This window comes from Limnohabitans sp. Jir61 (genome assembly GCF_003063545.1).
Classification (GTDB): Bacteria; Pseudomonadota; Gammaproteobacteria; order Burkholderiales; family Burkholderiaceae_C; genus Limnohabitans.
Genome location: NZ_NESD01000001.1, coordinates 84,697 through 108,758 on the forward strand (window position 1 = coordinate 84,697; position 24,062 = coordinate 108,758).

Consider the following 24,062-nt stretch of genomic DNA (forward strand, 5'->3'; position numbering starts at 1 on the left):
GAGCTGATGGCGCACCGCAGTTTTGTGCGCTTCATGGGCGCGCGCTGTCTTGTGGTCATGGCCAATCAAATGTTAATGGTGGCCGTGGCGTGGCACATGTACGACATCACGGGAAGTGCGTGGGATTTGGGATTGGTGGGACTCTTTCAGTTTGTGCCTGCTTTGTTGTTGACCTTGCCTGCAGGACATTTTGCGGATCGTGTGCATCGTGGACATTTATTTGCGGCGTGTGTGGCAGTTCAGGCCGCTGTGTCTGCATGGTTGGTCTGGGCTACGCTGGATGAGTTCGTGAGCCGTGAGTTAATTTTGTTTTTGTCGGTGGTGTTGGGCAGCACGCGCGCATTTCAAATGCCCGCACAGCAGGCGCTGATGCCGGCGTTGTTACCGAATAGTTTGTTACAGCGTGGCGTTGCTTTAAGTTCCAGCGCATTGCAGGCAGGCACGATTGGTGGGCCCGCATTGGGTGGCGTGCTGTACGCGCATGGCGCGTTGACCGTGTACGCCACGTGCGTGGCCATGATGCTGCTGTCGAGTGCGCTCACCTTGACCGTGCGCTATGTTCACCACGCTACGCAAGAGGCAGTCTCTTGGATTTCTGCGATGGCGGGCGTGACCTTCGTGTGGCGCAACAAGATTCTGTTGGGCGCTACATCGTTAGATTTGTTCGCCGTCTTGCTGGGTGGCGCTACGGCGTTGTTACCCATTTACGCACGCGACATGTTGCACACGGGACCTGAAGGCCTAGGGCTGTTGCGCGCTGCGCCTGCGGCTGGTGCGTTGTTGATGTCGTTTGTGATGTTGCGTTGGCCGCTGCGCCGCCATGTGGGTTGCAGCTTGCTAGGTGCCGTGGCGGTGTTTGGTGTTGCGACGGTGGTGTTCGGTTTTTCGCATCACTTTGGTTTGTCGCTGTTGGCATTGGCTGTGACGGGGGCGGCAGACAACATCAGCGTGGTAACGCGTTTGACCTTGATGCAACTTCAAACGCCCGATGAAATTCGCGGGCGTGTGGCCGCCGTCAACTCGATATTCATTGGCGCATCCAACCAATTGGGTGAGTTTGAGTCCGGCGCAGTCGCCGCACTTTGGGGGCCTGTTGTGTCGGTGGTCAGCGGTGGCGTGGGCACTGTCTTGGTCGCTGCCTCTTGGGTCAAACTGTTTCCCGCATTGGCACGCAGAGACCGCATGCAGTGACATGGGCTTGCTGTTGCTCTGCAGCGAACCCGCCATTGCCATCGTGTCCCCGAATTTGATCCGTGCAACGCGAAGAGAGGCTCAGTGGTGTTGCCCGTAGCGACATTCTGAGCGCAGCGAAGAGGAGCCTAGGGCAGTGCCACTGAGCCTCTCTTCTCTACAAAAGCAATGAATCAACCCGCAGTTGACAAAGCCAACCCAGCGTGCTCACGCAGAGGGTGGAAATGAATCTTTGGAAAACGTTCCTGCGCCAACCGCACGTCATAAGGCGACGTGCACAAATACGCCAAGGTGTTGGCCGCATCCAAAGCCATGCGCTGAGGATACGCATAAGTGAACTCACGCAGCTCCGCAGGCGTGTCGGCCGTGATCCAACGCGCACCGGTGTATTGGCAGCTCTCTAGCTTCACATCACAGTCGTACTCTGCTTTCAAGCGGTGTTGCACCACTTCAAACTGCAACTGGCCCACTGCACCTAGCAGCATTGCGCCACCGGCTTCGGGTTTGAACACCTGAATCGCGCCTTCTTCACCCAACTGGTCCAAGCCCTGTTGCAGTTGCTTGGTGCGCAATGGATTTTTCAAAATCACCGTCATGAACAACTCAGGCGCGAAGAACGGCAATCCTGTGAATTGCAAAGCGGGTCCGTCGGTGATGGTGTCACCCAGCTGCACACCGCCGTGGGTGGTGAAGCCAATGATGTCGCCTGCATACGCTTCTTCCACCGCTTCACGGCGTTGCGACATGAAGGTCACCACGCTGGTGGGGCGAAGTTCTTTGGCGGTGCGTTGCACCTTGAGCTTCATGCCTGGCGTGAACTTGCCTGATGCCACGCGCACAAACGCAATGCGGTCGCGGTGGTTGGCGTCCATGTTGGCTTGCACCTTGAACACCACGCCTGCGAATCCTTCGTCTTCCGGTTGAATGGTTTTTTCCACCGCTTGTTTGTTAACAACAAGATGGCTCAAGCGAGGGCGGGGTGACGGTGCAAGGTCGACCAAGGCGTCGAGTACTTCCATCACACCAAAGTTGTTCACACCCGAACCAAAGAACACGGGGGTTTGTTTGCCGGCTAAGAAGGCTTCTTTGTCGAACTTGGGCGATGCACCGGTCGCCAGCTCCATGCTCTCCATGGCGGTGGCCCATTCCAAGCCAAAGCGCTCTGCCAATTGGGCTTGCTCGGCCAGTGGGTGTGTTTCAAAGTCTTGCGGCAAGCGCTCAGAACCCGAGTCAAACACCGTCATGGCTTGGGTGCGCAAGTTGATGATGCCGCCAAACAACTTGCCTTGACCCACAGGCCATGTCATGGGCACACAGGGCATGCCGAGTTCGCGTTCGACTTCGTCGAGGATGTCGAGCGGGTCGCGTACTTCTCGGTCCATTTTGTTCACGAAGGTAATGATGGGCGTGTCACGCTGGCGGCACACCTCAATCAGGCGGCGGGTTTGTGCTTCCACACCGTTGGCCGCGTCAATCACCATCAAGGCGGAGTCCACGGCGGTGAGCACGCGGTAGGTGTCTTCCGAGAAGTCTTTGTGGCCGGGCGTGTCGAGCAAGTTGATGACGTGATCGCGGTAGAGCATCTGCATCACCGATGAAGCCACCGAGATGCCGCGTTGCTTTTCAATCTCCATCCAGTCCGACGTGGCGTGGCGGCTGGCTTTGCGGCCCTTCACGGCACCTGCAATTTGAATCGCGCCCGAAAACAGCAACAGCTTTTCGGTCAGCGTGGTTTTACCCGCGTCAGGGTGAGAAATGATGGCAAAGGTGCGGCGACGGCGCACTTCGTTCAAAAAGGAGCTCATGGGGAGGTGCGTGTAAGCACGTCAGGTCAAAGGGCAGAATCATAGCGCCGCGGGATGCGCTTCGTCCTTCATGGCATGGGTCAAGATGGCATTGACCAAGACTTCGCGGTCAAACGGTTTGGGCAGTACATCCTTAAACCCCAATGCCATGCACTCGTTCACTGCTTCTTCGGCCACGTTGGCAGTCAGTGCGATGACGGGTACATCTTTGTAAGGATGCGTGATGTCGTTTTGGATGCGGCGTACGACTTCTGTGCCTGAGATGTCCGGCATGATGAGGTCCATCAAAACCACGTCGTAGCGGTGGCGACGCATTTTTTCTAGTGCTTCAGTGCCATTGACGGCTTGGTCAATGGTGGCGTTGGGCAAACTGCGTTTGATGGTGGCGCTTGCGACTAGGCGATTGGTTAAATGGTCGTCCACCACCAACAAGTCGAGCACAGCGGGATGTGTCACGGCAGACGATATGTTGCGATTCGCTGGAGGTGCGATTTCTTCAATCGGCAGCTTGACAGTGAACGTGCTACCTAAGCCTAATGTGCTGCTCACACTGATCGTGCCTTTGTGGCTTTGCACCAAACTGCGCGTGATGGCGAGGCCTAGGCCATTGCCATGTAATGCGTTGCCTGCTTTTAAATCGTTATCACTGATTTTGAGTTGCACAAAGGGTTTGAAGATAGCGTCTAGCGATTCAGGTGCAATGCCGCGGCCCGAGTCTGTCACGCTGATGCTCAATTGCCCATGCTTTGCATTTTCTAAATCGGCGTCAAAGCTGACGCGCATGATGACATGTCCTTCGGTGGTGAATTTGAGTGCGTTGCCCAGCAGGTTGATGATGATTTGCGCGAGTCTGTGTGGATCGATCGAGGCCCAAGTCGGTAGCGACTCGTCTAGTTCTAGCGGGTATGCCAGTCCTTGATCGTTGGCCCGTGGAGACAAGGTTTGGTGCGTGCTAGCGAGCATGTCCTTCAAATTGACTGCCTGCGGGCTAAGTACCAACTTGCCCTGTTGGATTTGTGAAAAGTCGAGCAAGTCATTGATGACGGTCAGCAGGTGTGACGCAGAGTTGCGAGCGCCTTGCACGTATTGCCCTGCGGCTTGTGGCAGTTGTGCATCAGATGAAAGCAATCCCAAGTAACCCATCACTGCATTGAGCGGGGTGCGCATTTCGTGGCTGACCATTGCTAGAAATTGGTCTTTGTGTGCGTTGGCGGTTTTGAGGTTGTTCGAGAGTGTTTCGAGGCGTTTGTTTGATTGGCGTAGGCGTCGCAGGTGCTGCTCGTTGGCCGTGTCATAGGTTTGTACCAAGATCATTTGAGCGAATAGCATGAGTGAAAACATGCCAGCTGCAAATGACATGGATTGCCAAGAGGTATCTCCGTGTGATGGCTCATCTCCTGCCGATTGAAGAGCAAACGATCCTTGCTCCACGACACTGGGAAGCAGCCCATGTGATTGGATGAAGTAAAGCGCGATCACACTGAATAAAGAGACGCACATCGATCCAATGGCCCATTGTCTAGAGGCGATAAATAGGGGGAGCAGGGGAATGATCGCTAGCCAGGTCATGACGGGGGAAGCGACGCCGCCGGTGATGGCTGCGTTGTAAAGAATCACGCTCATGAGCGTGACTTGATAAAGTAAGCCACCCCACAGCAAACCGCCCCCATAGCGCCAGACGACCATAGAAATTGCAACCATTGCTGCTGCAACGAGTGCAGAGGTTGCGCTATTGGTATTGCCCATCCAATGCAGCCACACGGAGATTGCCAAAAGACCGACCATGGCACAAGTGGTGAATGACACGAAGAAGATGTTTCTTGTGCGTCTAAGGTGCGATGGTAGGCGTCGCTTGATAAATATATGAATTCTGCGGTTTGCGTTCATGCTTGAATGTTAATGCTTAGGAATTGGTTTTTGGTGAATTCAAAAGAATCAGCTAAAATCTTGGCTATCCGAGGAGCGCTGCAGCCTGTCGGCCCGCAACGGGTTGATTCACAGGTGAGGCTCGGACTGCCAACCGCGCTCACCCACTAGTCGACGTGAGGTGAGCTCCTCGAAGAACCCTTCGGACTCTCAGATGACGCTGACCGCGCGTCGCTAGTGGCTTTGCCAACTTTTGGAGTCTCACAAATGAACGCTGTTCTTAAAACCAACGCCGCCGCCGATTACATCGTGGCCGATATGTCTTTGGCCGCTTGGGGTCGCAAAGAAATTAAAGTCGCCGAAACCGAAATGCCCGGTTTGATGGCCATTCGCGAAGAATTCGCCAAAGCGCAGCCTTTGAAAGGCGCTCGCGTGACGGGTTCTTTGCACATGACCATTCAAACGGCTGTGTTGATCGAAACCTTGAAGTCATTGGGCGCTGACGTGCGTTGGGCTTCTTGCAACATCTTCTCTACCCAAGACCATGCAGCGGCCGCCATCGCAGACGCTGGCATTCCAGTGTTCGCCACCAAAGGCGAAACCTTGGCTGAGTACTGGGATTACACCCACCGCATTTTTGAATTCGGCGCCAAAGGCGCTGAAGGCGAAGGCCCTAACATGATCTTGGACGACGGCGGCGATGCCACGTTGTTGATGCACTTGGGCAAGCGCGCTGAAACCGACGCTTCTTTGATCGCCAACCCCACCAGCGAAGAAGAAACTTGTTTGTTCAACGCCATCAAAGCCAAATTGGCTGTGGATCCCACTTGGTACAGCCGCAAAGGTGCGCACATCATCGGCGTGACTGAAGAAACCACCACAGGCGTGTTGCGTTTGAACGAAATGGCCGCCAAGGGCAGCCTAATGTTCCGCGCCATCAACGTGAACGACTCTGTGACCAAGAGCAAGTTTGACAACCTGTACGGTTGCCGAGAATCTTTGGTGGACTCCATCAAGCGCGCGACTGACGTGATGATCGCTGGCAAAGTGGCTTGCGTGGCCGGTTACGGCGACGTGGGCAAAGGTTCTGCACAAGCCTTGCGCGCTTTGAGCGCTCAAGTGTGGGTGACCGAGATCGACCCGATCAACGCCTTGCAAGCCGCGATGGAAGGCTACAAAGTGGTCACCATGGAATACGCTGCTGACAAGTGCGACATCTTCGTGTCTGCCACCGGCAACAAGAACGTCATCCGCTACGAGCACATGGCCGCCATGAAAGACGAAGCCATCGTTTGCAACATCGGTCACTTCGACAACGAAATCGATGTGGCTTCTTTGGAGAAGTGCAAGTGGGACGAGATCAAGCCTCAAGTCGACCACGTCATCTTCCCAGACGGCAAGAAGATCACTTTGTTGGCCAAAGGCCGCTTGGTGAATTTGGGCTGCGCCACGGGTCACCCCAGCTTTGTGATGAGCTCTAGCTTTGCAAACCAAACGATCGCTCAGATCGAGTTGTTCACCAAGCAAGACCAATACGAAGCAGGCAAGGTTTATGTGTTGCCTAAGCACCTCGACGAAAAAGTTGCACGTTTGCACCTCAAGAAAGTTGGCGCTCAGCTGACCGAGTTGAGCGACGAGCAAGCCGCTTACATCGGTGTGTCTAAGAACGGCCCATACAAAGCCGACACTTACCGCTACTAAGCACTTCGCACATCACGGATGCGTGCTGACCAGCTACTTCTCGAACGTGGGTTAGCCGCTTCGCGCTCTCAAGCGCAGCGGCTGATTACCTCGGGCGTGGAGTGGCGGTTAGGCACCAAGCCGTGGCAACGTGTTTCTAAAAATGGTGACGAGTTGCCACTGCCGTGTGAGGTGCGTTTGTTAGATACCGCCGAGGCACGCTACGTGTCTCGCGGTGGTTTGAAGCTGGAAGGTGCGCTGCAAAGCAGTGGCCTATTGGCCCAAGGTTTGCGTTGCCTCGATGTGGGGCAAAGCACCGGCGGCTTCACAGATTGCTTGCTGCAGCAAGGCGCTGCGCAAGTGGTGGGTTTGGATGTGGGGCATGGCCAGTTGCATCCACGTTTGCGCGACGATGCGCGTGTAGTATGTGTGGAACGCATCAACGCTCGCGAGCTAGAGCCTAACGATGCGCGTGTGCCTAATGTGGCCCTAGGATTTGATTTGGTGGTGGGTGATTTGTCTTTCATCTCTCTCACCCTCGTGTTACCTGCGTTGCTGCCTTTGTTGAAAAAAGGCGGATCGCTGCTGATGTTGGTCAAGCCGCAGTTTGAACTGCAGCCCAGTGACATTGGCAAAGGTGGCTTGGTCAAAGACGAAGCCAGCTATGTGCAAGTTGAAGCGCGATTGCGCGAGGCTTGTGCTGTATTGAAATTAGATGTGTTGGGCTATTGGCCCAGCGCTATTGCCGGTGGCGATGGCAACAAAGAATTTTGGATTGGTGCGCGTCGTGCATGATGCGCCAACAAGTGAGACGGATATGAACGCGAACAACAGCTTGAGCATTGAGTTTTTCCCACCCAAGACCCCAGAGGGTGCAGAAAAATTGCGTGCTGTGCGTCAAGCGCTGTATCCGCTCAAGCCGCAGTTTTGTTCAGTGACTTATGGCGCGGGCGGCTCGACCCAGGCTGGCACGATTTCAACCTTGAACGAAATTTTGAGCGAAGGTATGGCAGCGGCCTCTCACTTCTCTTGCATTGGTGCTACGCGCGACAGCGTGCGCCAACAACTGGCCGATTTCAAGGCCATGGGTGTCAAGCGTTTGGTGGCTTTGCGTGGTGACTTGCCAAGCGGTTACGGCGCGGGAGGCGAGTTTCAATACGCCAGCGACTTGGTGGCTTTCATTCGTGCTGAGACAGGCGACGACTTTGGCATTGAAGTGGCTGCCTACCCAGAGATTCACCCACAAGCCAAATCGGCCGAAGCTGATTTGCAAGCGTTCGCTACCAAAGTGAAAGCTGGTGCGGACTCAGCCATCACGCAATACTTTTACAACAGCGATGCATATTTCCGATTCGTGGAAGACGCTGACAAGCTGGGTGTGCACATTCCTATCGTGCCGGGCATCATGCCCATCAGCAGCTCGTCACAATTGCTGCGCTTCTCCGATGCATGTGGCGCAGAAATTCCGCGCTGGATTCGTTTGCGCTTGCAGGGCTACGGCGACGACATCGCGTCCATCAAGGCTTTCGGCTTAGAGGTGGTGACTGATTTGTGCGATCAGTTGCGTGCCGGTGGTGCGCCTAGTCTGCACTTCTACAGCATGAACCAAAGTGCCACAACATTGGCCATCTGCAAAAATTTGGGCTTGGCGGCTTAACCCTTTTCCTCTAGGAGTGCATACATGAAAAAAGTTTTGATTTCAGTTGCAGTAAGTTTGTTAGCTATTGGGCATGTGGCTGCGCAAGAAAGCGGATGGATGTTGCGAGCACGTGCCGTACAGGTGAAGATGCAAGACAACGGCACATCTGGTTTGGGCTGGACAGCTGAAAACAAATCACTCACTGCAGTAGATGCGAGCTACTTTCTTAACAAAAACGTCGCCGTTGAGTTACTGTGGGTGCCTTCGCAAAATCATGCCGTGAAGGCCGCTGGTGTAACTCAAGGTGCGTTCGCTGTATCGCCGCATGCTTTGGTCTTGCAATACCATTTGACCAACTGGGCACTTGTACAGCCTTACTTGGGTGGTGGAATCAACAACACCCAATACAGTAGCGCCAACTTTACGGGGAGTAAAACCGTAGACCGTTCTAGCTGGGGTGCTGCACTGCAAATCGGCGTGAATTTCCCCATTGATAAAAATTGGTTGATCAATGTCGACATGAAAAAGCTCTACAGCCAAACAGACATCGAAAGCGCAGGAGTTCAACAAGGCACGCTCAAGCTCAATCCCATGCTGACAGGTTTAGGTGTCGGCTACCGCTTCTAAGCATCAGCCCTTCACGCAAAAGGCCTCGCAGTGCGAGGCCTTTTTTCATGTGCGCGAGGCGAGCCACTTAGCCGCCCGACTCCACCACCCAGCCGCGACCTGGGCCGCGTGCTAAGGCTTCTTCGATGACGGTCAATGCTTCGTTCAACAAAGGTTTCAGCGCAAAAGGTGGGTTGACGATGAACATGCCGCTGGCGCTCAAGCCCGCGTCTTTGCTACCCGTTTCGCGGCCAATCGCCAAGGTGGCGTGCAACCATGGCTTTTTCACTTGGCTGCACAAGCCTTTGAGTTTGCGTGGCAAATCATGCGCTTCGGGGCGCGGCACGATGGGGTACCACACGATGTAGGTCCCGGTGGCAAAGCGCTTCAAGCTGTCTTGAATGCAATCAATCACGCGGTAATAGTCGTTTTTGATTTCGTAGCTCGGGTCAATCAACACACAAGTGCGGCGTGAGCCGGTACTTGATAAAGGAGGTGGCAGCAAAGCTTTGAGTGACTCAAAGCCATCCGCACGTGCCACGCTGACTGTGCGGCCTGCTTCGAGCTGCTGCACATTGCCCACCAATGATTTGTGGTCGGTGGGGTGAAGTTCGAACAGTTTCAAGCGGTCACGCGCTTCGTGGCGCAGCAGCTTGTGGATGATGAACGGCGAGCCTGGGTAAATCTTGTGGCTGCCTTTGGCGTTGAAACTGGCCACCATCTCTAGGTAGTCGGTCAGGGCGGCAGGGCCTTTGAGGTTCAAGACCTTCAAAATACCTTCAGCGGCTTCGCCACTTTTTTCAGCATAGTCGCCGTCCAAGCGGTACAGGCCCGCGCCCGCATGCGTGTCCACAAACTGAATGCCTGCGTCTTTTTGCATCAAATGCTTCAAAGTGGCAATCAAAGTGAGGTGTTTGAGGACGTCGGCGTGGTTTCCGGCGTGAAAAGCGTGGCGATAACTGAACATAAACAGGATGGTAACCCGCTAATTCGCCTTGTTTGGGCCAAATTTGCGCTAAGCGCTTGATTTTGCTTATAATCTTTGGCTCTGCAGCGTTTGAGTGGTCCCGCGGCAGAGGCTTTGAAAAAGGCACATCCCACCTAAGAGGTTCTCAACAGAAGAACGCCGACCGTGGAAAAGGACCCTACAAACCAACTCTCCTTTTAGGATTTAACTATGTCTACATTCAGCGCAAAACCCGCTGACGTGGTGCATGAGTGGTTTGTGATTGACGCCACCGATAAGGTGCTCGGACGAGTAGCCAGCGAAGTTGCTCTCCGTTTGCGCGGCAAACACAAAGCCATTTACACACCCCACGTCGATACAGGTGACTTCATCGTCATCATCAACGCTTCCAAGATCAAGGTCACTGGTACCAAGTCTTTGGACAAGGTGTACTACCGTCACTCGGGCTATCCCGGCGGTATCACTGCAACAAATTTCCGCGATCTGCAAGCCAAGCACCCTGGCCGCGCTATCGAGAAGGCTGTCAAGGGCATGTTGCCTAAAGGCCCACTCGGTTACGCCATGATCAAAAAGCTCAAGGTGTATGGCGGTGCAGAGCACCCACACACCGCACAACAGCCTAAAGTGCTGGACATCTAAGGAGCCGAAATGATTGGTGAATGGAACAACGGCACCGGCCGTCGCAAATCAAGCGTCGCTCGCGTGTTTCTGAAAAAAGGCTCCGGCAAAATCACGATCAACGGTAAAGACATCGCTGCATATTTCGGCCGTCAAACCTCGATCATGATTTCCAAGCAACCCTTGATGCTGACCAACAACGGCGAAGCGTTTGACATTCAAGTCAACGTGCACGGCGGTGGTGAGTCTGGCCAAGCTGGTGCTGTGCGTCACGGTATCACCCGCGCTTTGATCGACTACGACGCGGCTTTGAAGCCCGTCCTGTCACAAGCCGGTTACGTGACTCGCGATGCTCGTGAAGTCGAACGTAAAAAGGTTGGCTTGCACTCTGCTCGCCGCCGCAAGCAGTTCAGCAAGCGTTAATCTGCTTCCTGTTTTGCCAAAAGCCGCATGGGTTCGCCCTTGCGGCTTTTTTATTGGCGCTATCCAGCCTGTGTGGATGGGGCAATGCCCACATCGGCAACAGCGTTTCTCGGGTCTTGTGCAGCGCTATACCCGAGTAAAGCGATATACTTTTCGCATTGATTCAGGAGTCCTCATATGAGCGCAGTTGCCGAAAACGTCCAAACAGAAATGCCATCCCCATTCGTCTTCACCGACAGCGCGGCTGCCAAGGTGGCTGACCTGATTGCAGAAGAAGGCAACCCTGATTTGAAGTTGCGCGTGTTTGTGCAAGGCGGCGGCTGTTCAGGTTTCCAATACGGTTTCACGTTCGATGAAATCGTGAACGAAGACGACACCACCATCAACAAAAACGGCGTGTCTTTGCTAGTTGATGCGATGAGCTACCAATACTTGGTGGGCGCAGAGATTGATTACAAAGAAGACTTGCAAGGCGCACAGTTCGTCATTAAGAATCCGAACGCAACATCCACCTGCGGCTGCGGCTCATCGTTCTCAGCCTGATCGACAGATCCCTAAAGCTCAGGCTTTAAAAATTCCACCCAGTATGCGGGTGCCTTGGGCGCCCGTTACTTTTGGTAGGTTGCCAGGCAGGCTCAGCACGGTTTGGCGGGCCAGCCATGCAAAGGCTGCTGCTTCAACCTGCAAAGGTGGCATGCCTCGCTCAGCAGACGACAGCACGCGCACATGAGTTAAGCCAGCCTGCAAGCGTTGCATCAGCAACCCATTCAATGCGCCACCACCACACACGATGAGCTCAGATGCATCTGCTGCATGGCGCAGCACATCATTCACGCAGGCGCGTGCGGTGAACTCGGTGAGGGTGGCTTGCACGTCGGCCGCATTGGCATCGGCATAGCCACTCAGTTGATGGGCCAACCATGTGGGGTGAAACAAATCGCGCCCCGTGCTTTTGGGCGGCGCTTGGTGCAGAAAAGGTTCGGCCAACATGGCCTGCAGCAAAGGCTCAATCACGTTGCCGCTAGCGCCCCATGTACCGTTGTTGTCAAAGGCAGCGCCTGTGTGTGCTTGGCACCAGTGGTCTAGCAGTGCGTTGCCAGGCCCGCAGTCAAAACCCAACACATCGCCATTGGCGTGCAGCACGCTGAGGTTGGCAATGCCGCCAATGTTCAACACGCCTACAGTGCGGTTGGCTTGGCCAAAGATGCCTTGGTGAAACACGGGCACCAGTGGAGCACCTTGGCCACCTGCGGCCACATCGCGACTGCGGAAATCGGCCACCACGTCAATGCCGGTGAGCTCGGCCAAGAGAGCAGGGTTGTTGAGTTGCAGCGTGTAGCCTGTGCCGTCAAACGCACCGGGTTGGTGGCGTACGGTTTGACCGTGTGCGCCGATGGCGCAAATATCGCCCGCTGCTGTTTGCGTGTCCGTAAGCAAGGCTTGCACGGTTTGCGCATACACACGCACCAAGCCATTGGCGGCTAATGCGGCGCGATGCAGCTCGTTGTCAGAGGGTGTGTTGAGTGCGAGCAACTCTTGTTTGAGTGCAGGCGCAAAAGGCATCGCGTGGTGTGCCAAAACGCGTGGCTGAGTAACACTGAAATCTGCCAGCACACCATCCACACCGTCAAGCGAAGTGCCCGACATCAAGCCAATGAAAAGCTTCTGTGAGGTTCCTGCCGTCGACATTTATTCTGCGCTGCTGACTTGGCCCATTGCAGCTGCAGCGAGGTCAACTTTGGCAATGGCTGCGTGCCGCTTGAACTGATCACGCGCCACAGCAGATACTTCCACCGCTACGCTTTGTCGCGCCATCGTGAGAGGATCTTTGTGTTGACCATTCACGCGGAATTCAAAGTGCAAATGTGGGCCGGTGGCCCAACCTGTTGCACCGACTAGGCCGACTGTTTGGCCTTGCATGACCGACTGACCACGTTTGACGTTGATACGACTTAAGTGGGCATAAACAGTGGTTTGACCGCTGGCGTGTTTGACCATCACCACATTGCCAAAGCCGCCTTGCGAGCCCGCCACATCCACAACGCCTTGACCCACACTGCGCACGGGGGTGCCGGTGGGGGCTGCGTAGTCAACACCAAGGTGTGCGCGCCAAGTTTGCAGAATCGGGTGAAAGCGCATTTTGAAACTACTCGTCACGCGCGAGAATGCGAGTGGCGAGGCGAGGTAGGCCCGACGCAAGCTCACGCCGTCGGCATTGAAGTAGCCGCCTTCTTTGGTATTGGCTTCCTTGAACCAAAACGCTTGGTGTGTTTTACCGTTGTTCACAAACTCGGCAGATAAGACGCGGCCTGTGCGCAGCACTTCGCCATCGGCTTCGAGCGATTCGTACACCACGGCAAAACGGTCGCCCTTGCGCAAGGCGCGGTGAAAGTCGATGTCGCCTGCAAAGATATCTGCTAGTTGGCTGGCTACGCTGTCTGGGATGTCTGCATCGTCGGTGGCTGCAAACAGCGAACTCTGAATCGTGCCGTTGCCCATGCGTGTGCTGATGTTGAGTGCAGCAGTTTCTTGGCGCTCTACAAAACCTTCGGCTTTGCGCTCCATCACCCAACGGGTGAAGGTGTCGCCATCGTCATTGGCCCAACGCGCGGTCATGCGTGTGAGTCGGTGTTCAGCATCGCCCTCGACGCTCACCAAGCGGCCTGAGCGGCCTACAAATTGACGGGCTGTACGAGTGTTACGCAAGAAGGCTGCGGCTTCTGGGTCACTCAAGCCCAAGCGGGATAGCAAGCTGTCGGCAGAGTCGCTAGAGCGGGTGACGTCTGAGCGAAACAGTTGCAGGGATTTATTCGCCCACAAGCTGGGCAGTGAGAGTGTGTTAACGCTTTCTACCACTTGGCTCAACGGGAGCTTAGATGTGCTGTCATCCAAGTTAGCCACAGCAAACGCACCGCCACCCGCGACTGAGAGCGTGACGGCTACACCCGCTATGAAGCGGCGAGGGTGCTTTTGAAGGGCGTTTTGCAGGCGTGAGGCCCACAAAGAAAACATTTGCTGCAAGGGTTTTCTCCGGCAGTTGGTGAAGGCGTCGGCAAAAGCCAAGAGCCTCAAGGTTTGGGCCTCTAAAATCAGGCACAAACACCAAACCGTCAAGTATACCTTGGACGGTAAAAATCCTTATGAATCAAGCATCTTTACAAACTCACCCTGTCACCGATCGCGTGCTCGAAGCCTTGGCCGTGACCAAGCGCGGTTGCGAAGAACTGATCCCCGAAGACGCGTGGGTGAAAAAACTCGCGCGCTCAGAAGCCACAGGCCAACCGCTGCGCATCAAATTGGGCTTGGACCCTACAGCGCCCGACATTCACATTGGCCACACCGTGGTGCTCAACAAAATGCGTCAGTTGCAAGACTTGGGGCATCAAGTCATCTTTTTGATCGGCGACTTCACCAGCTTGATTGGTGACCCTTCTGGACGTAACAGCACGCGCCCTCCGCTCACACCAGAGCAGATCAAGGTGAACGCCGAGACGTATTACAAGCAAGCCTCGTTGGTGCTCGACCCCGCCAAAACCGAAATTCGTTACAACAGCGAGTGGTGCATTCCACTGGGTTCGATGGGCATGATTCAGTTGGCATCGAAGTACACCGTGGCGCGCATGATGGAGCGCAACGACTTCCATGATCGCTTCCATGCCAATACACCCATCAGCGTGCACGAGTTTTTGTACCCACTGATGCAGGGTTACGACTCGGTGGCGTTGAAGTCTGATTTGGAATTGGGCGGAACAGACCAAAAATTCAACTTGCTCATGGGCCGCCATTTGCAAGCCGAATACGGCCAAGAAGCGCAATGTATCTTGACCATGCCGCTGCTCGAAGGTTTGGATGGTGTTGAAAAAATGTCCAAGTCTAAGAACAACTACATCGGCATCAGCGAAGAGCCCAACACCATGTTTGCCAAGGTGTTGTCTATCTCTGATGTGTTGATGTGGCGTTGGTACACCTTGTTGTCGTTCAAATCGATGGCCGACATTGACGCGTTAAAAAAAGAAATCGAAGGTGGCCGCAACCCCAAAGACGCCAAGGTGGCCTTAGCCAAAGAAATCACGGCACGCTTCCACGGTGCGGCTGCAGCCGAGGCTGCCGAGCAAGACTTCATCAACCGCAGCAAAGGCGGCGTGCCCGATGAAATTCCAGAGGTGTCGCTCAGTGGCGCGCCCATGGGTATTGGTGCATTGCTCAAAGCCGCAGGCTTGGCGCCTTCTAGCAGCGAGGCCAACCGTTTGATTGACGGCGGCGGCGTACGTGTGGACTCCAGTGTGGTCAGCGACAAAGGCTTGAAGCTCGATGCGGGTACGTTTGTAGTGCAAGTGGGCAAGCGTAAATTTGCGCGTGTCACTTTGGCTTAACGAATTTCGGCCAAACTCAACACATGAACATTCTTTCCAAATGGTTTTCGCCCAAAGGGCTGTTGTGGGCATCGGTGGTGGTGGCGTGTATCACCATCGCGCTCAAAACGCTGGCATGGCACCTCACCGACTCGGTGGGCTTGTTGTCCGACGCCATGGAGTCGGTGGTCAATTTGGCCAGTGCCATTTTTGGATTGATGATGGTCACTGTGGCAGAGATGCCAGCAGACGAAGACCATCCTTATGGTCACCACAAAGCGGAGTATTTTTCGTCTGGCTTTGAGGGTATTCTCATCGTTGTGGCTTCACTCGGCATCATGTGGGCCGCCGCGCATCGCATTTTTGATCCGCAACCGTTGGAGCAAGTCGGCATTGGCTTGGCTTTGTCAGTGGCCAGTTCCGCCTTAAATGGTTTGCTGGCTTGGGTCATGTTTAAGGCGGCCAAGGCCCATCGCTCGATTGCGCTTGAAGCGGATGCGCGTCACTTGGTGACGGACGTGTGGACATCGGCTGGCGTTGTGATTGGCATCGGCTTGGTGAGCTGGACGGGTTGGTTGTGGCTGGATGCCTTGGTTGCGTTTGGCGTGGCACTGAACATCTTGCGCGAAGGTTGGCATTTGATTTGGGATGCCTCGCAAGGCTTGATGGATGAAGCGGTCGAGCCTGAGGTGCAGGCCCAAATTCAACAGGTGTTGGAAGACTTCTCACTCGGTCACGAAGAGTCATGGGCCAAGCACGTGCACGTGGTCCGGTTTGACCATGTCATCACGCGCAAAGCTGGACAACGTCGTTTTGTGGACATGCACATGCACATGCCTGCCGATTGGTCCTTGGGGTTGGCTGCCAATTTGCGTGGCACTGTCGAGCAATCGTTGATGAAGGCGGTACCTGGTTTGCGCGCCACGATTCAGCTGCTGCCCAATGATGTGGAGGCTCATTTTGACGACCCGAAAGACACCGTATGAAAGCGGTGTTGCAACGAGTGAGTGAAGCGCGTGTGGTGGTCGATGATCAAACCGTGGGTGAAATTGCACAAGGCTTGATGGTGTTGCTATGCGCTGAGAAGGGCGACACCGACGCTGTCGGCCAAAAAATGCTCGACAAAATTTTGAAGCTGCGCGTGTTCTATGACGACGCAGGCAAGATGAACCGCAGTGTGACCGATGTGAATGGCGGTTTGTTGGTGGTCAGCCAATTCACTTTGGCGGCAGATACCAGCAGCGGCACGCGCCCCAGCTTTACCAGCGCAGCGCCCGCCGACGAAGGTCGCCGCTTGTATGACGCGTTTGTGGCGCAAGCCAAAGTTCAGCACCCACTGGTGCAAACGGGCATCTTTGGCGCTGACATGAAAGTTCATTTGGTCAACGATGGCCCCGTGACTATCCCAATCACGATAATCGGTGCATGACCGATTCAAAAAATACCGCTACGACCTTTGCTTCCCTGAGCCTCGCGGCCTCTTCTTTAGATAACTTGACGCAGCTGGGCTACACCCAGATGACCCCCATTCAAGCTGCCAGCTTGCCTCTGACTTTGGCAGGCCGCGACCTGATTGCACAAGCCAGCACAGGCAGCGGCAAAACAGCTGCCTTTGGCATCCCCTTGGTCGAGAAGTTAGACCCTGCGCAGTTCAACGCGCAAGCCATGATCTTGTGCCCTACGCGCGAATTAGCCGACCAAGTGACACAAGAAATTCGCCGCTTGGCCCGTGCCGTGGGCAACATCAAAGTGGTCACCTTGTGTGGCGGTGTCGCTTTGCGCGGTCAAACCGTGAGCCTTGAACACGGTGCGCATGTGGTGGTCGGTACGCCCGGCCGCATCATGGACCACTTAGAGCGCGGCTCACTCAGCCTGCAAGGCTTGAAAATGTTGGTGCTCGACGAAGCCGACCGCATGTTGGACATGGGCTTTTTTGACGACATCGCCAAGGTGGCGCGTCAGTGTCCCAAAGACCGTCAAACCCTGTTGTTTTCGGCCACTTACCCCGAGGGTATTGCCAAGCTCGCTTCGCAGTTCATGCGCGAGCCGCAAACTGTCAAGGTGCAAGCGCAGCACGACGCACAAAAAATCAAACAGGTTTTTTATGAGGTGGGCAACAACGAACGCTTGCACGCAGTGTCACAGCTGCTCAACCACTTCAGACCTGAATCCACGCTGGCGTTTTGCAACACCAAGCAGCAATGTCGCGATTTGGTGACTGTGCTGCAAGCTCAGGGCTTCAGTGCTTTGGCCTTGTTTGGTGAATTGGAGCAACGCGAGCGTGACCAAGTGTTGGTGCAGTTCGCCAACCGCAGCTGCTCGGTGTTGGTGGCCACTGATGTGGCCGCGCGTGGTTTGGATGTGGCCAACTTAGAAGCCGTCATTAACGTGGATGTGACGCCCGACCCCGAGGTGCACATCCACCGCATTGGCCGCACAGGCCGCGGCGATGCAGAGGGCTTGGCTTTGTCACTCGCCAGCATGGACGAGATGGGCAATGTTGGCAAGATTGAGCTCTTGCAAAACCGTGAGTCCACCTGGGCGCCGCTCAGCAGCCTCACGCCAGCGTCTGGCAGTATCTTGCAGCCGCCGATGGCAACGCTGCAAATTGTGGGCGGGCGCAAAGAAAAGATTCGCGCAGGTGATGTGTTGGGCGCGCTCACTGGCGATGCCGGCTTTACCAAAGAGCAGGTGGGCAAGATCAACGTGAATGAGTTCTCCACCTACGTGGCGGTGGAGCGCGGCATTGCGCGTGAAGCCGTCAAGCGTTTGAGCGCTGGGCGCGTCAAAGGCAAGACGGTGAAAGTGCGTTTGCTCGAAGACGCCTCGGGTCGTTAATTCGTACAGCGCACTTCGCCGCAGTAATGTTGGCAAAACGGACAGCCCGTCATGGGTAACCATGACGGAATTTGGTGGCGTTTGGCGAAGATGTTTTTAAGGACAGTGTCTCGGTACACCGTCCACTTGAAGTTTTTGCCCTCCACTGCGTAGAACTGCACATCGTTTTGCGACACGGTGATGAGCGACACGCTGTCAAAGTAAGCGCGGTAGTCCTCTAAGTTGGGCTGGCTAAAGCCAATGATGCGAACCGTCTTGCCATCGAAGTCGGCAAAATTCACAAGCAAGTCGTCTTGGCGCGCATGAAAGCTGCCTTCGCCAAAGACGGGGACATAGGTTTTGAGCGTTTGGCCGTAGATGGACGCAGGCGTGTATGACGTTGCCATCAGAACTGTGTCGGAGGCTTGTACTTTCGCCAGTAGTTCTTCTGTGCGGTAGCTACGCACGATTTCTGGGTAAATTTTGGCGTTTTTCCAGTCCGAGAGTTGTGTGCAGTACATCGATGCGACTGCTATCAGGTGCGCACTTAGAAATACGGCTAACCACGTGCTGCAACGCTTCACTTGTTCGGACGGCAAGGCGAACGCGAGCCATACAAAAAACAGCGGGTAAAAATTGAGTACCCAGTGCAAGCCCACCACTTTCTTGCCGGCGATCAGTGCAAAGAACGCAAATGGAATCACGACGAGGGTGATGAGTAATGGATGCTTTCGCGCAAACGCTGTCATGACGTTGCGTCCTTTCCATGCGAACCACAGAAAGCCGGGCGTCAGCAAGTAGGCCCAAGTCAGCAGGTAGAGAGCTGGCTTGTGCCATTCAAACACTTCGCCTTGGTTGCGGTTATACACATTGAACATGATGTTGGCCCAGCCGTGGCCCATGTTCCACCAAAGATTAATTATGGGGCCGGGTAGAGCAGCTAGCACAAGCAGCACAAAGCCAAGCAAGCGCGCACGACGAAACGCCACGAAGTACACAAAGTACGCCAAGCCAATCACCACCGCAAAGTACTTGGATAAAAAAGCAAGGCCTAAAAACAAACCACTCAAGGCATGTAGCCCGTATGTGGTTCGGTCAAGTTGTGTGCGTTGCTCGGCACGCACCAAGGCGCAAATGGACAATACTGACCAAAAAATCAACGGCGTATCTGTGGTGATCAGTGCATTGAGCCAGTTGATGGGGGTAAGCCAAAACAACAAAACAGCCCAAGCTGTTTTTTCTCGGTCAATGTCCGAAAAGCCCCACCACAAAGCGGCCCCCAATGCGGTGGGCAACAACAGAGCAGGAATGCGCATTGCAAACGTACTATCGCCAAACACCTTGAGCATGGCCGCAATCGCCCAACCTGCCATGGGTGGATGGTCGTAATAGCCCCAATCGGGATACACCCCCCACCAATAAAAATACGCTTCGTCGCCTGTGATTGGAAATGTCGCGCCAATCCATGTGCGTACCAGCAGCGACAACACGCCCGTCCAGAGCAGCAAGCGAATCAAGGGCTGAGAAATCGGGGCGTTCATGATGCGGGGTTATGGCAATCAATAAGGGCAGGGGAGGCCAAGGTCGGCCATGATGAACATCTCTAACGTTTCCATCTCGATGGCATCTTTTTCAGAAGTTTCGTGGTCATAGCCTTGGGCATGCAACGCGCCGTGAATCAGCAAATGCGCATAGTGCTCTTGCAGCGACTTGCCTTGCTCTTTGGCTTCAGCGGCCACCACGGGCGCACACAGCACGATGTCAGCCATGACTATGGGTGCTTGCGCATAGTCAAACGTCAGTACATTGGTGGCGTAGTTCTTCTTGCGGTAGCTGCTGTTGAGTGCTTGGCCTTCTTCCGCATCGACGATGCGCACGGTCATCTCAGCATCGTGCGCCAAGGCGCTGCGGATGCAGCGGTTCACAAACGCGCGGGGAAGTGCAGCGCGGTGGCGTGGGGCGTTTGGCACATCGCCAAATTGCAGGGTCAGGTCTAAGGTGGGCAGTGCCATGTTTTAAGATTGTTTGCGTGAAGGAGCGCCTGTGGTGGCGCTGCGTTGTGCGTCATAAGCGTCGACGATGCGTGCCACGAGCGGGTGGCGCACCACATCGGCGCTGGTGAAGCGGGTGACTGAAATGCCTTTGACGCGTTTCAATACACGTTCGGCATCAATCAAACCACTCAGCTGACCCTTGGGTAAGTCAATTTGGCTAACGTCACCCGTCACCACCGCTTTGGCGCCAAAGCCAATGCGGGTGAGGAACATCTTCATCTGTTCGGGCGTGGTGTTTTGCGCTTCGTCCAAGATGACGAAAGCGTTGTTAAGTGTGCGGCCACGCATGAAGGCGAGCGGCGCAATTTCAATCGCGTTGCGCTCAAACGCTTTTTGTACGCGGTCGTAGCCCATGAGGTCATACAACGCGTCGTACAGGGGGCGCAAATACGGGTCGACTTTTTGGCCCAAGTCGCCGGGCAAGAAGCCCAGCTTTTCGCCTGCTTCTACAGCGGGACGGGTCAGCACAATGCGTTGCACAGCGCTGCGCTCGAGCGCATCCACCGCGCAAGCCACTGCCAAATAAGTTTTGCCTGTGCCTGCTGGGCCAATGCCAAAACTGATGTCGTGTGCGGCAATGTTGTCGAGGTACGCAGCCTGTGTGGGTGTGCGTGGGCGAAGGTCGGTGCGGCGGGTTTGTAGTGTGGGGATGTCTTCTTCCTCCATCGCACTGTCACCTGCCAACATGAGTTGTACTTGTTCGGGGGGGATCGCTTTGGCCGCACGCTCATACAAAGCTTGCAGTACCTCCATGGCACGCGTGGCTTTGGCCTTGTGGCCGTCCACTTTGAACTGTTCATGGCGGTGGGCGATTTTCACGTCCAGCGCCAGTTCGATGGTGCGCAAGTGCTCGTCGGTGGGGCCGCACAAATGCGACAGACGGGTGTTGTTATGCGGGGTGAAGGTGTGGCGAAGAATCAAGTCGATAATCTCTCAAAAGGTCCCCAATGATAGGCAAGATGTGATTGGCAAATTAAGCGGCATTCTCAGTGAGAAAAATCCACCCCAAGTTTTGGTGGACTGCAATGGCGTGGGCTACGAAGTGGATGTGCCCATGAGCACGTTTTACAACCTGCCCGCCACTGGTGAAAAAGTGTCCCTGCTCACCCACTTTGTGGTGCGTGAAGATGCGCAAATTTTGTTTGGCTTTGGCACAGCGTCAGAGCGTGCGACGTTTCGCTTGCTCATCAAAATCTCAGGCGTGGGTCCGCGCATGGCGCTTGGTATCTTGAGCGGTTTGAGCGCTGACGAGCTGGCGCGTGCCGTGTCAGACCAAGATGCAGGCCGCCTCACCAAGGTGCCAGGTATTGGCAAGAAAACGGCCGAGCGTTTGTTGCTCGAACTCAAAGGCAAGTTAGGCGCAGACCTTGGCCCGCATTTGTTTTCCACCCCCGACCACCAAAGCGACATCTTGCAAGCGTTGCTGGCACTGGGCTACAACGACAAAGAAGCTGCTGCTGCGCTCAAGGCGTTGCCAGCAGATGTGGGCGTGAGTGACGGCATCAAGCTAGCGCTGAAATCTTTGGCCAAATAAACCATGAGCATTCAAACAGACGATTTCGCGCCTTCCCCCGTGCCGTCGCGCGTGGTGTCTGCAGCGCCTGTGTCGCCCAACGAAGAAGCGATTGAGCGCGCTCTGCGTCCCAAACTGCTGCAAGAGTACGTGGGACAGATGAAGGTGCGCGAGCAGCTTGAAATCTTCATTGGTGCAGCCAAGAAGCGCAACGAAGCACTCGACCACGTGCTGCTGTTTGGCCCGCCCGGTTTGGGCAAGACCACGCTGAGCCACATCATTGCCCAAGAGCTGGGCGTGAACCTGCGATCCACCAGCGGCCCTGTGCTGGAAAAGCCCAAAGACTTGGCCGCGTTGCTGACTGGGTTAGAGAAAAACGACGTGCTGTTCATCGACGAGATTCACCGCTTGTCGCCTGTGGTGGAAGAGATTTTGTATCCCGCGCTAGAGGACTACAAAATCGACATCATGATTGGTGAAGGCCCTGCGGCGCGAAGCATCAAGCTCGACTTGCAGCCCTTCACTTTGGTGGGGGCTACTACCCGTGCGGGCATGTTGACTAACCCGCTGCGCGACCGTTTTGGCATCGTGTCGCGCTTAGAGTTTTACACCGCTGAAGAATTGCAACGCATCGTGGTGCGTAGTGCGGGCTTGCTGGACACTCCGATGGATGTGGAAGGTGGGTTTGAGATTGCGCGTCGCTCACGCGGCACGCCACGCATTGCCAACCGCTTGCTGCGCCGTGTGCGCGACTATGCCGATGTGAAGGGCACAGGCCGTATCACCGAAGACATCGCCAAACGTGCGTTGGCCATGTTGGATGTAGACCCGCAAGGTTTCGATTTGATGGACCGCAAATTGTTGGAAGCCGTGATTCACCGCTTTGATGGAGGCCCCGTGGGTTTGGACAACATCGCGGCCAGCATCGGCGAAGAGCGTGACACGATTGAAGACGTGATTGAGCCGTATTTGATTCAGCAAGGTTTCTTGCAACGCACGCCGCGTGGTCGCATGGCCACCTTGGCTGCGTACCGCCACTTGGGGGTCACGCCGCCCAAGGCGATTGGCGACGTCACCACAGATTAAGTGGTGGTCTCGTCGCGGGGCGCGCCAAGCGCTTCATCAAAGTGCGACACATCACCCCAGCCCACCAAGCTCAAGCCTTGAGGTGTCCATAGCAAACGGTTGATGGCGGCATTGCCTAAGTGCCAACTGCGTGGTGCCTCTACCGATTGGTTGGTGGCCAAGCGATACAGGGCATCCATCACGCCGCCGTGCGCGACCAACACAATTTGTTCGCCTAAGTGTTGACTGGCCAATTCGTTCACGCAGTTGCTGATACGTTCGCGCAAACCCGTCAAAGACTCGCCGCCCACCGGTGCCCAATGCGGGTCACGCCCACGCCAGAGCTTGCATTCTTCGGGATGTTCGTTTTCGATCTCTGCCCAAGTCTTGCCTTGCAAATGGCCGAAGTGACGTTCGCGCAGCTGTAAATGCGGTGTCACTTGCGCGGGCGTCGGTGTGCGGGCACTCAATCGTGCGGGTGCTGTTGCAATGGCTTGCGCGGTTTCAAACGCACGGCGCAAGTCGCTGCTGTAGATGGCGTGGATGGGTTCATCTGCCAAGGCATGGCCTACGCGTTCGGCTTGCCAGCGACCTGTTTCGTTGAGGTCAATGTTGAGGTGGCCTTGGATGCGGGTATCCACATTCCACAGGGTTTCCCCGTGGCGGATGGCGAGAATTCGGGTGGCTTGCATAGGGGTTTAGTTTAAAGATTCGAAAATCGTGCAAAATAGCACGATCGTTCTTTTTCTGAATTCTCTTCATGAGTCTCGCATGACCGCTTCTCGCAGAACAGTAGCCACCGAAAGCCGCGCCCATCAAAAAGGCCAGCAAACCAAAGCCGCCATTGTGGATGCAGCTTTGGGCCTTGCCACGCAAATTGGCTTAGAGGGTTTGAGCATTGGTGCATTGGCCGAAGTGGCACGCATGAGCAAGTCGGGCGTGTTTGCCCACTTTGGGTCGCGAGAAGAACTGCAAATTTCGGTGGTGCGTGAATACCACATCCGATTTGAAGCTGAAGTTTTTTTGCCCATTTTGCAAGTCGAACGCGGCTTGCCTCGTTTGCGTCAACTCTTTGCCAACTGGACCAAGCGCACGTCTGCCGAGATTGATTCGGGCTGCCTCTACATCAGCGGTGCGGCTGAGTTTGACGACCGGCCAGGTCCCGTGCGCGATGCGCTGGCCAGTTCGGTCAAAACTTGGCTCGCAGCGGTGCACCGCACGGTGGTTCAAGCGCGTGAAGAGGGGCACTTGGCTGCGGACATGGATGCCGAGCAAATGGTGTTTGAGTTACACGGCCTCATCTTGGCTTTGCAATATGAAGCCCGTTTTTTGCGTTCGTCCAAATCGTTGGCTCGCACCCTCAAAGGATTTGAAAACATCTTGTTGCGCTACGGCGCGACCGATGCTGAACCCGTCATTAAAACAAGCGCCAAGCGCACCCCCTCAACCAAAAAGTAAGGAGACCC

The 24,062-nt window shown here is 55.3% G+C and carries 24 protein-coding genes and 1 riboswitch; of the genes, 15 read left to right on the plus strand and 9 right to left on the minus strand.

Annotated features, from left to right (window positions below; translation table 11 throughout):
* Nucleotides 1-6 precede the first annotated feature (6 nt).
* Nucleotides 7-1,191 (plus strand): MFS transporter, encoded by a 1,185-nt coding sequence (locus tag B9Z35_RS00355; protein ID WP_233246435.1) that lies wholly within the window; start codon nucleotides 7-9, stop codon nucleotides 1,189-1,191.
* Between the two features lie 173 nt (nucleotides 1,192-1,364).
* Here the strand turns inward: B9Z35_RS00355 and B9Z35_RS00360 are convergent, their stop codons facing one another.
* Both B9Z35_RS00360 and B9Z35_RS00365 read right to left on the minus strand, forming a co-directional pair.
* Nucleotides 1,365-2,996, minus strand: coding sequence for a peptide chain release factor 3 (locus B9Z35_RS00360; protein WP_108281704.1), 1,632 nt, complete (start codon nucleotides 2,994-2,996; stop codon nucleotides 1,365-1,367).
* Between the two features lie 39 nt (nucleotides 2,997-3,035).
* A complete protein-coding gene (locus B9Z35_RS00365; RefSeq protein WP_158268097.1) occupies nucleotides 3,036-4,802 on the minus strand; it encodes an ATP-binding protein in 1,767 nt (588 codons plus the stop codon).
* 145 nt (nucleotides 4,803-4,947) lie between these two features.
* A riboswitch (S-adenosyl-L-homocysteine riboswitch) is annotated at nucleotides 4,948-5,031 on the plus strand.
* Between the two features lie 98 nt (nucleotides 5,032-5,129).
* Between B9Z35_RS00365 and ahcY the strand changes: the two genes are divergently transcribed.
* Genes ahcY through B9Z35_RS00385 form a run of 4 tightly spaced genes read left to right on the plus strand, consistent with a single transcriptional unit; the run spans nucleotide 5,130 to nucleotide 8,808 of the window.
* On the plus strand, nucleotides 5,130-6,563 hold the full coding sequence (gene ahcY, locus B9Z35_RS00370; protein WP_108281706.1) for an adenosylhomocysteinase: 1,434 nt from the start codon (nucleotides 5,130-5,132) through the stop codon (nucleotides 6,561-6,563).
* A gap of 18 nt (nucleotides 6,564-6,581) precedes the next feature.
* Entirely contained in the window at nucleotides 6,582-7,337 is a 756-nt protein-coding gene (locus tag B9Z35_RS00375) for a TlyA family RNA methyltransferase (protein WP_108281707.1), read from the plus strand.
* Between the two features lie 22 nt (nucleotides 7,338-7,359).
* Nucleotides 7,360-8,199, plus strand: coding sequence for a methylenetetrahydrofolate reductase [NAD(P)H] (gene metF / locus B9Z35_RS00380; protein WP_108282747.1), 840 nt, complete (start codon nucleotides 7,360-7,362; stop codon nucleotides 8,197-8,199).
* Between the two features lie 24 nt (nucleotides 8,200-8,223).
* Entirely contained in the window at nucleotides 8,224-8,808 is a 585-nt protein-coding gene (locus B9Z35_RS00385) for an OmpW family protein (protein ID WP_108281708.1), read from the plus strand.
* A 67-nt stretch (nucleotides 8,809-8,875) separates the two neighbouring features.
* Here B9Z35_RS00385 and B9Z35_RS00390 read toward each other — a convergent pair whose 3' ends face one another.
* Entirely contained in the window at nucleotides 8,876-9,754 is an 879-nt protein-coding gene (locus B9Z35_RS00390) for a 23S rRNA (adenine(2030)-N(6))-methyltransferase RlmJ (protein ID WP_108281709.1), read from the minus strand.
* Between the two features lie 210 nt (nucleotides 9,755-9,964).
* Here B9Z35_RS00390 and rplM point away from each other — a divergent pair, with 210 nt between their 5' ends.
* From rplM to erpA, 3 genes are all read left to right on the plus strand, one after another.
* Nucleotides 9,965-10,393: a 50S ribosomal protein L13 gene (rplM, locus tag B9Z35_RS00395; RefSeq protein WP_104799524.1), complete on the plus strand. Its 429-nt coding sequence runs from the start codon at nucleotides 9,965-9,967 to the stop codon at nucleotides 10,391-10,393.
* Between the two features lie 9 nt (nucleotides 10,394-10,402).
* Nucleotides 10,403-10,795 (plus strand): 30S ribosomal protein S9, encoded by a 393-nt coding sequence (gene rpsI, locus B9Z35_RS00400; RefSeq protein ID WP_104797055.1) that lies wholly within the window; start codon nucleotides 10,403-10,405, stop codon nucleotides 10,793-10,795.
* Between the two features lie 177 nt (nucleotides 10,796-10,972).
* Nucleotides 10,973-11,338: an iron-sulfur cluster insertion protein ErpA gene (gene erpA / locus B9Z35_RS00405; RefSeq protein ID WP_108281710.1), complete on the plus strand. Its 366-nt coding sequence runs from the start codon at nucleotides 10,973-10,975 to the stop codon at nucleotides 11,336-11,338.
* An 18-nt stretch (nucleotides 11,339-11,356) separates the two neighbouring features.
* On the opposite strand, the gene B9Z35_RS00410 is transcribed toward erpA, so the two are convergent.
* Nucleotides 11,357-12,484 (minus strand): anhydro-N-acetylmuramic acid kinase, encoded by a 1,128-nt coding sequence (locus B9Z35_RS00410; protein WP_108281711.1) that lies wholly within the window; start codon nucleotides 12,482-12,484, stop codon nucleotides 11,357-11,359.
* Nucleotides 12,485-13,807: a M23 family metallopeptidase gene (locus tag B9Z35_RS00415; protein WP_108282748.1), complete on the minus strand. Its 1,323-nt coding sequence runs from the start codon at nucleotides 13,805-13,807 to the stop codon at nucleotides 12,485-12,487.
* Between the two features lie 128 nt (nucleotides 13,808-13,935).
* Between B9Z35_RS00415 and tyrS the strand changes: the two genes are divergently transcribed.
* The 4 genes from tyrS to dbpA are packed head-to-tail and all read left to right on the plus strand — an operon-like array spanning nucleotide 13,936 to nucleotide 17,985.
* Nucleotides 13,936-15,168, plus strand: a complete 1,233-nt coding sequence (gene tyrS, locus B9Z35_RS00420; protein ID WP_108281712.1) for a tyrosine--tRNA ligase — start codon at nucleotides 13,936-13,938, stop codon at nucleotides 15,166-15,168.
* 23 nt (nucleotides 15,169-15,191) lie between these two features.
* Nucleotides 15,192-16,133, plus strand: a complete 942-nt coding sequence (locus tag B9Z35_RS00425) for a cation diffusion facilitator family transporter (RefSeq protein WP_108281713.1) — start codon at nucleotides 15,192-15,194, stop codon at nucleotides 16,131-16,133.
* On the plus strand, nucleotides 16,130-16,576 hold the full coding sequence (gene dtd, locus B9Z35_RS00430) for a D-aminoacyl-tRNA deacylase (protein ID WP_108281714.1): 447 nt from the start codon (nucleotides 16,130-16,132) through the stop codon (nucleotides 16,574-16,576). Before B9Z35_RS00425 ends, dtd begins: the two co-directional genes overlap by 4 nt.
* Nucleotides 16,573-17,985 (plus strand): ATP-dependent RNA helicase DbpA, encoded by a 1,413-nt coding sequence (gene dbpA / locus B9Z35_RS00435; protein WP_108281715.1) that lies wholly within the window; start codon nucleotides 16,573-16,575, stop codon nucleotides 17,983-17,985. Before dtd ends, dbpA begins: the two co-directional genes overlap by 4 nt.
* Here dbpA and B9Z35_RS00440 read toward each other — a convergent pair.
* Genes B9Z35_RS00440 through B9Z35_RS00450 form a run of 3 tightly spaced genes read right to left on the minus strand, consistent with a single transcriptional unit; the run spans nucleotide 17,982 to nucleotide 20,939 of the window.
* On the minus strand, nucleotides 17,982-19,505 hold the full coding sequence (locus B9Z35_RS00440; protein WP_108281716.1) for a glycosyltransferase family 39 protein: 1,524 nt from the start codon (nucleotides 19,503-19,505) through the stop codon (nucleotides 17,982-17,984). The genes dbpA and B9Z35_RS00440 overlap by 4 nt on opposite strands.
* Nucleotides 19,506-19,523: 18 nt before the next feature.
* On the minus strand, nucleotides 19,524-19,976 hold the full coding sequence (gene ybeY, locus B9Z35_RS00445) for an rRNA maturation RNase YbeY (RefSeq protein WP_108281717.1): 453 nt from the start codon (nucleotides 19,974-19,976) through the stop codon (nucleotides 19,524-19,526).
* Nucleotides 19,977-19,979: 3 nt separating this feature from the next.
* Nucleotides 19,980-20,939 (minus strand): PhoH family protein, encoded by a 960-nt coding sequence (locus tag B9Z35_RS00450; RefSeq protein ID WP_108281718.1) that lies wholly within the window; start codon nucleotides 20,937-20,939, stop codon nucleotides 19,980-19,982.
* 40 nt (nucleotides 20,940-20,979) lie between these two features.
* On the opposite strand from B9Z35_RS00450, the gene ruvA reads away from it, so the two are divergent.
* Both ruvA and ruvB read left to right on the plus strand, forming a co-directional pair.
* Nucleotides 20,980-21,552 (plus strand): Holliday junction branch migration protein RuvA, encoded by a 573-nt coding sequence (gene ruvA / locus B9Z35_RS00455; protein ID WP_108281719.1) that lies wholly within the window; start codon nucleotides 20,980-20,982, stop codon nucleotides 21,550-21,552.
* 3 nt (nucleotides 21,553-21,555) lie between these two features.
* Entirely contained in the window at nucleotides 21,556-22,617 is a 1,062-nt protein-coding gene (gene ruvB / locus B9Z35_RS00460; RefSeq protein WP_108281720.1) for a Holliday junction branch migration DNA helicase RuvB, read from the plus strand.
* On the opposite strand, the gene B9Z35_RS00465 is transcribed toward ruvB, so the two are convergent.
* Complete coding sequence (locus B9Z35_RS00465; protein WP_108281721.1) at nucleotides 22,614-23,288, minus strand: histidine phosphatase family protein; 675 nt, start codon at nucleotides 23,286-23,288, stop codon at nucleotides 22,614-22,616. The two genes, ruvB and B9Z35_RS00465, sit on opposite strands and share 4 nt — an antisense overlap.
* Nucleotides 23,289-23,367: 79 nt before the next feature.
* On the opposite strand from B9Z35_RS00465, the gene B9Z35_RS00470 reads away from it, so the two are divergent.
* Nucleotides 23,368-24,054, plus strand: a complete 687-nt coding sequence (locus B9Z35_RS00470) for a TetR/AcrR family transcriptional regulator (RefSeq protein ID WP_108281722.1) — start codon at nucleotides 23,368-23,370, stop codon at nucleotides 24,052-24,054.
* Nucleotides 24,055-24,062: the final 8 nt, after the last annotated feature.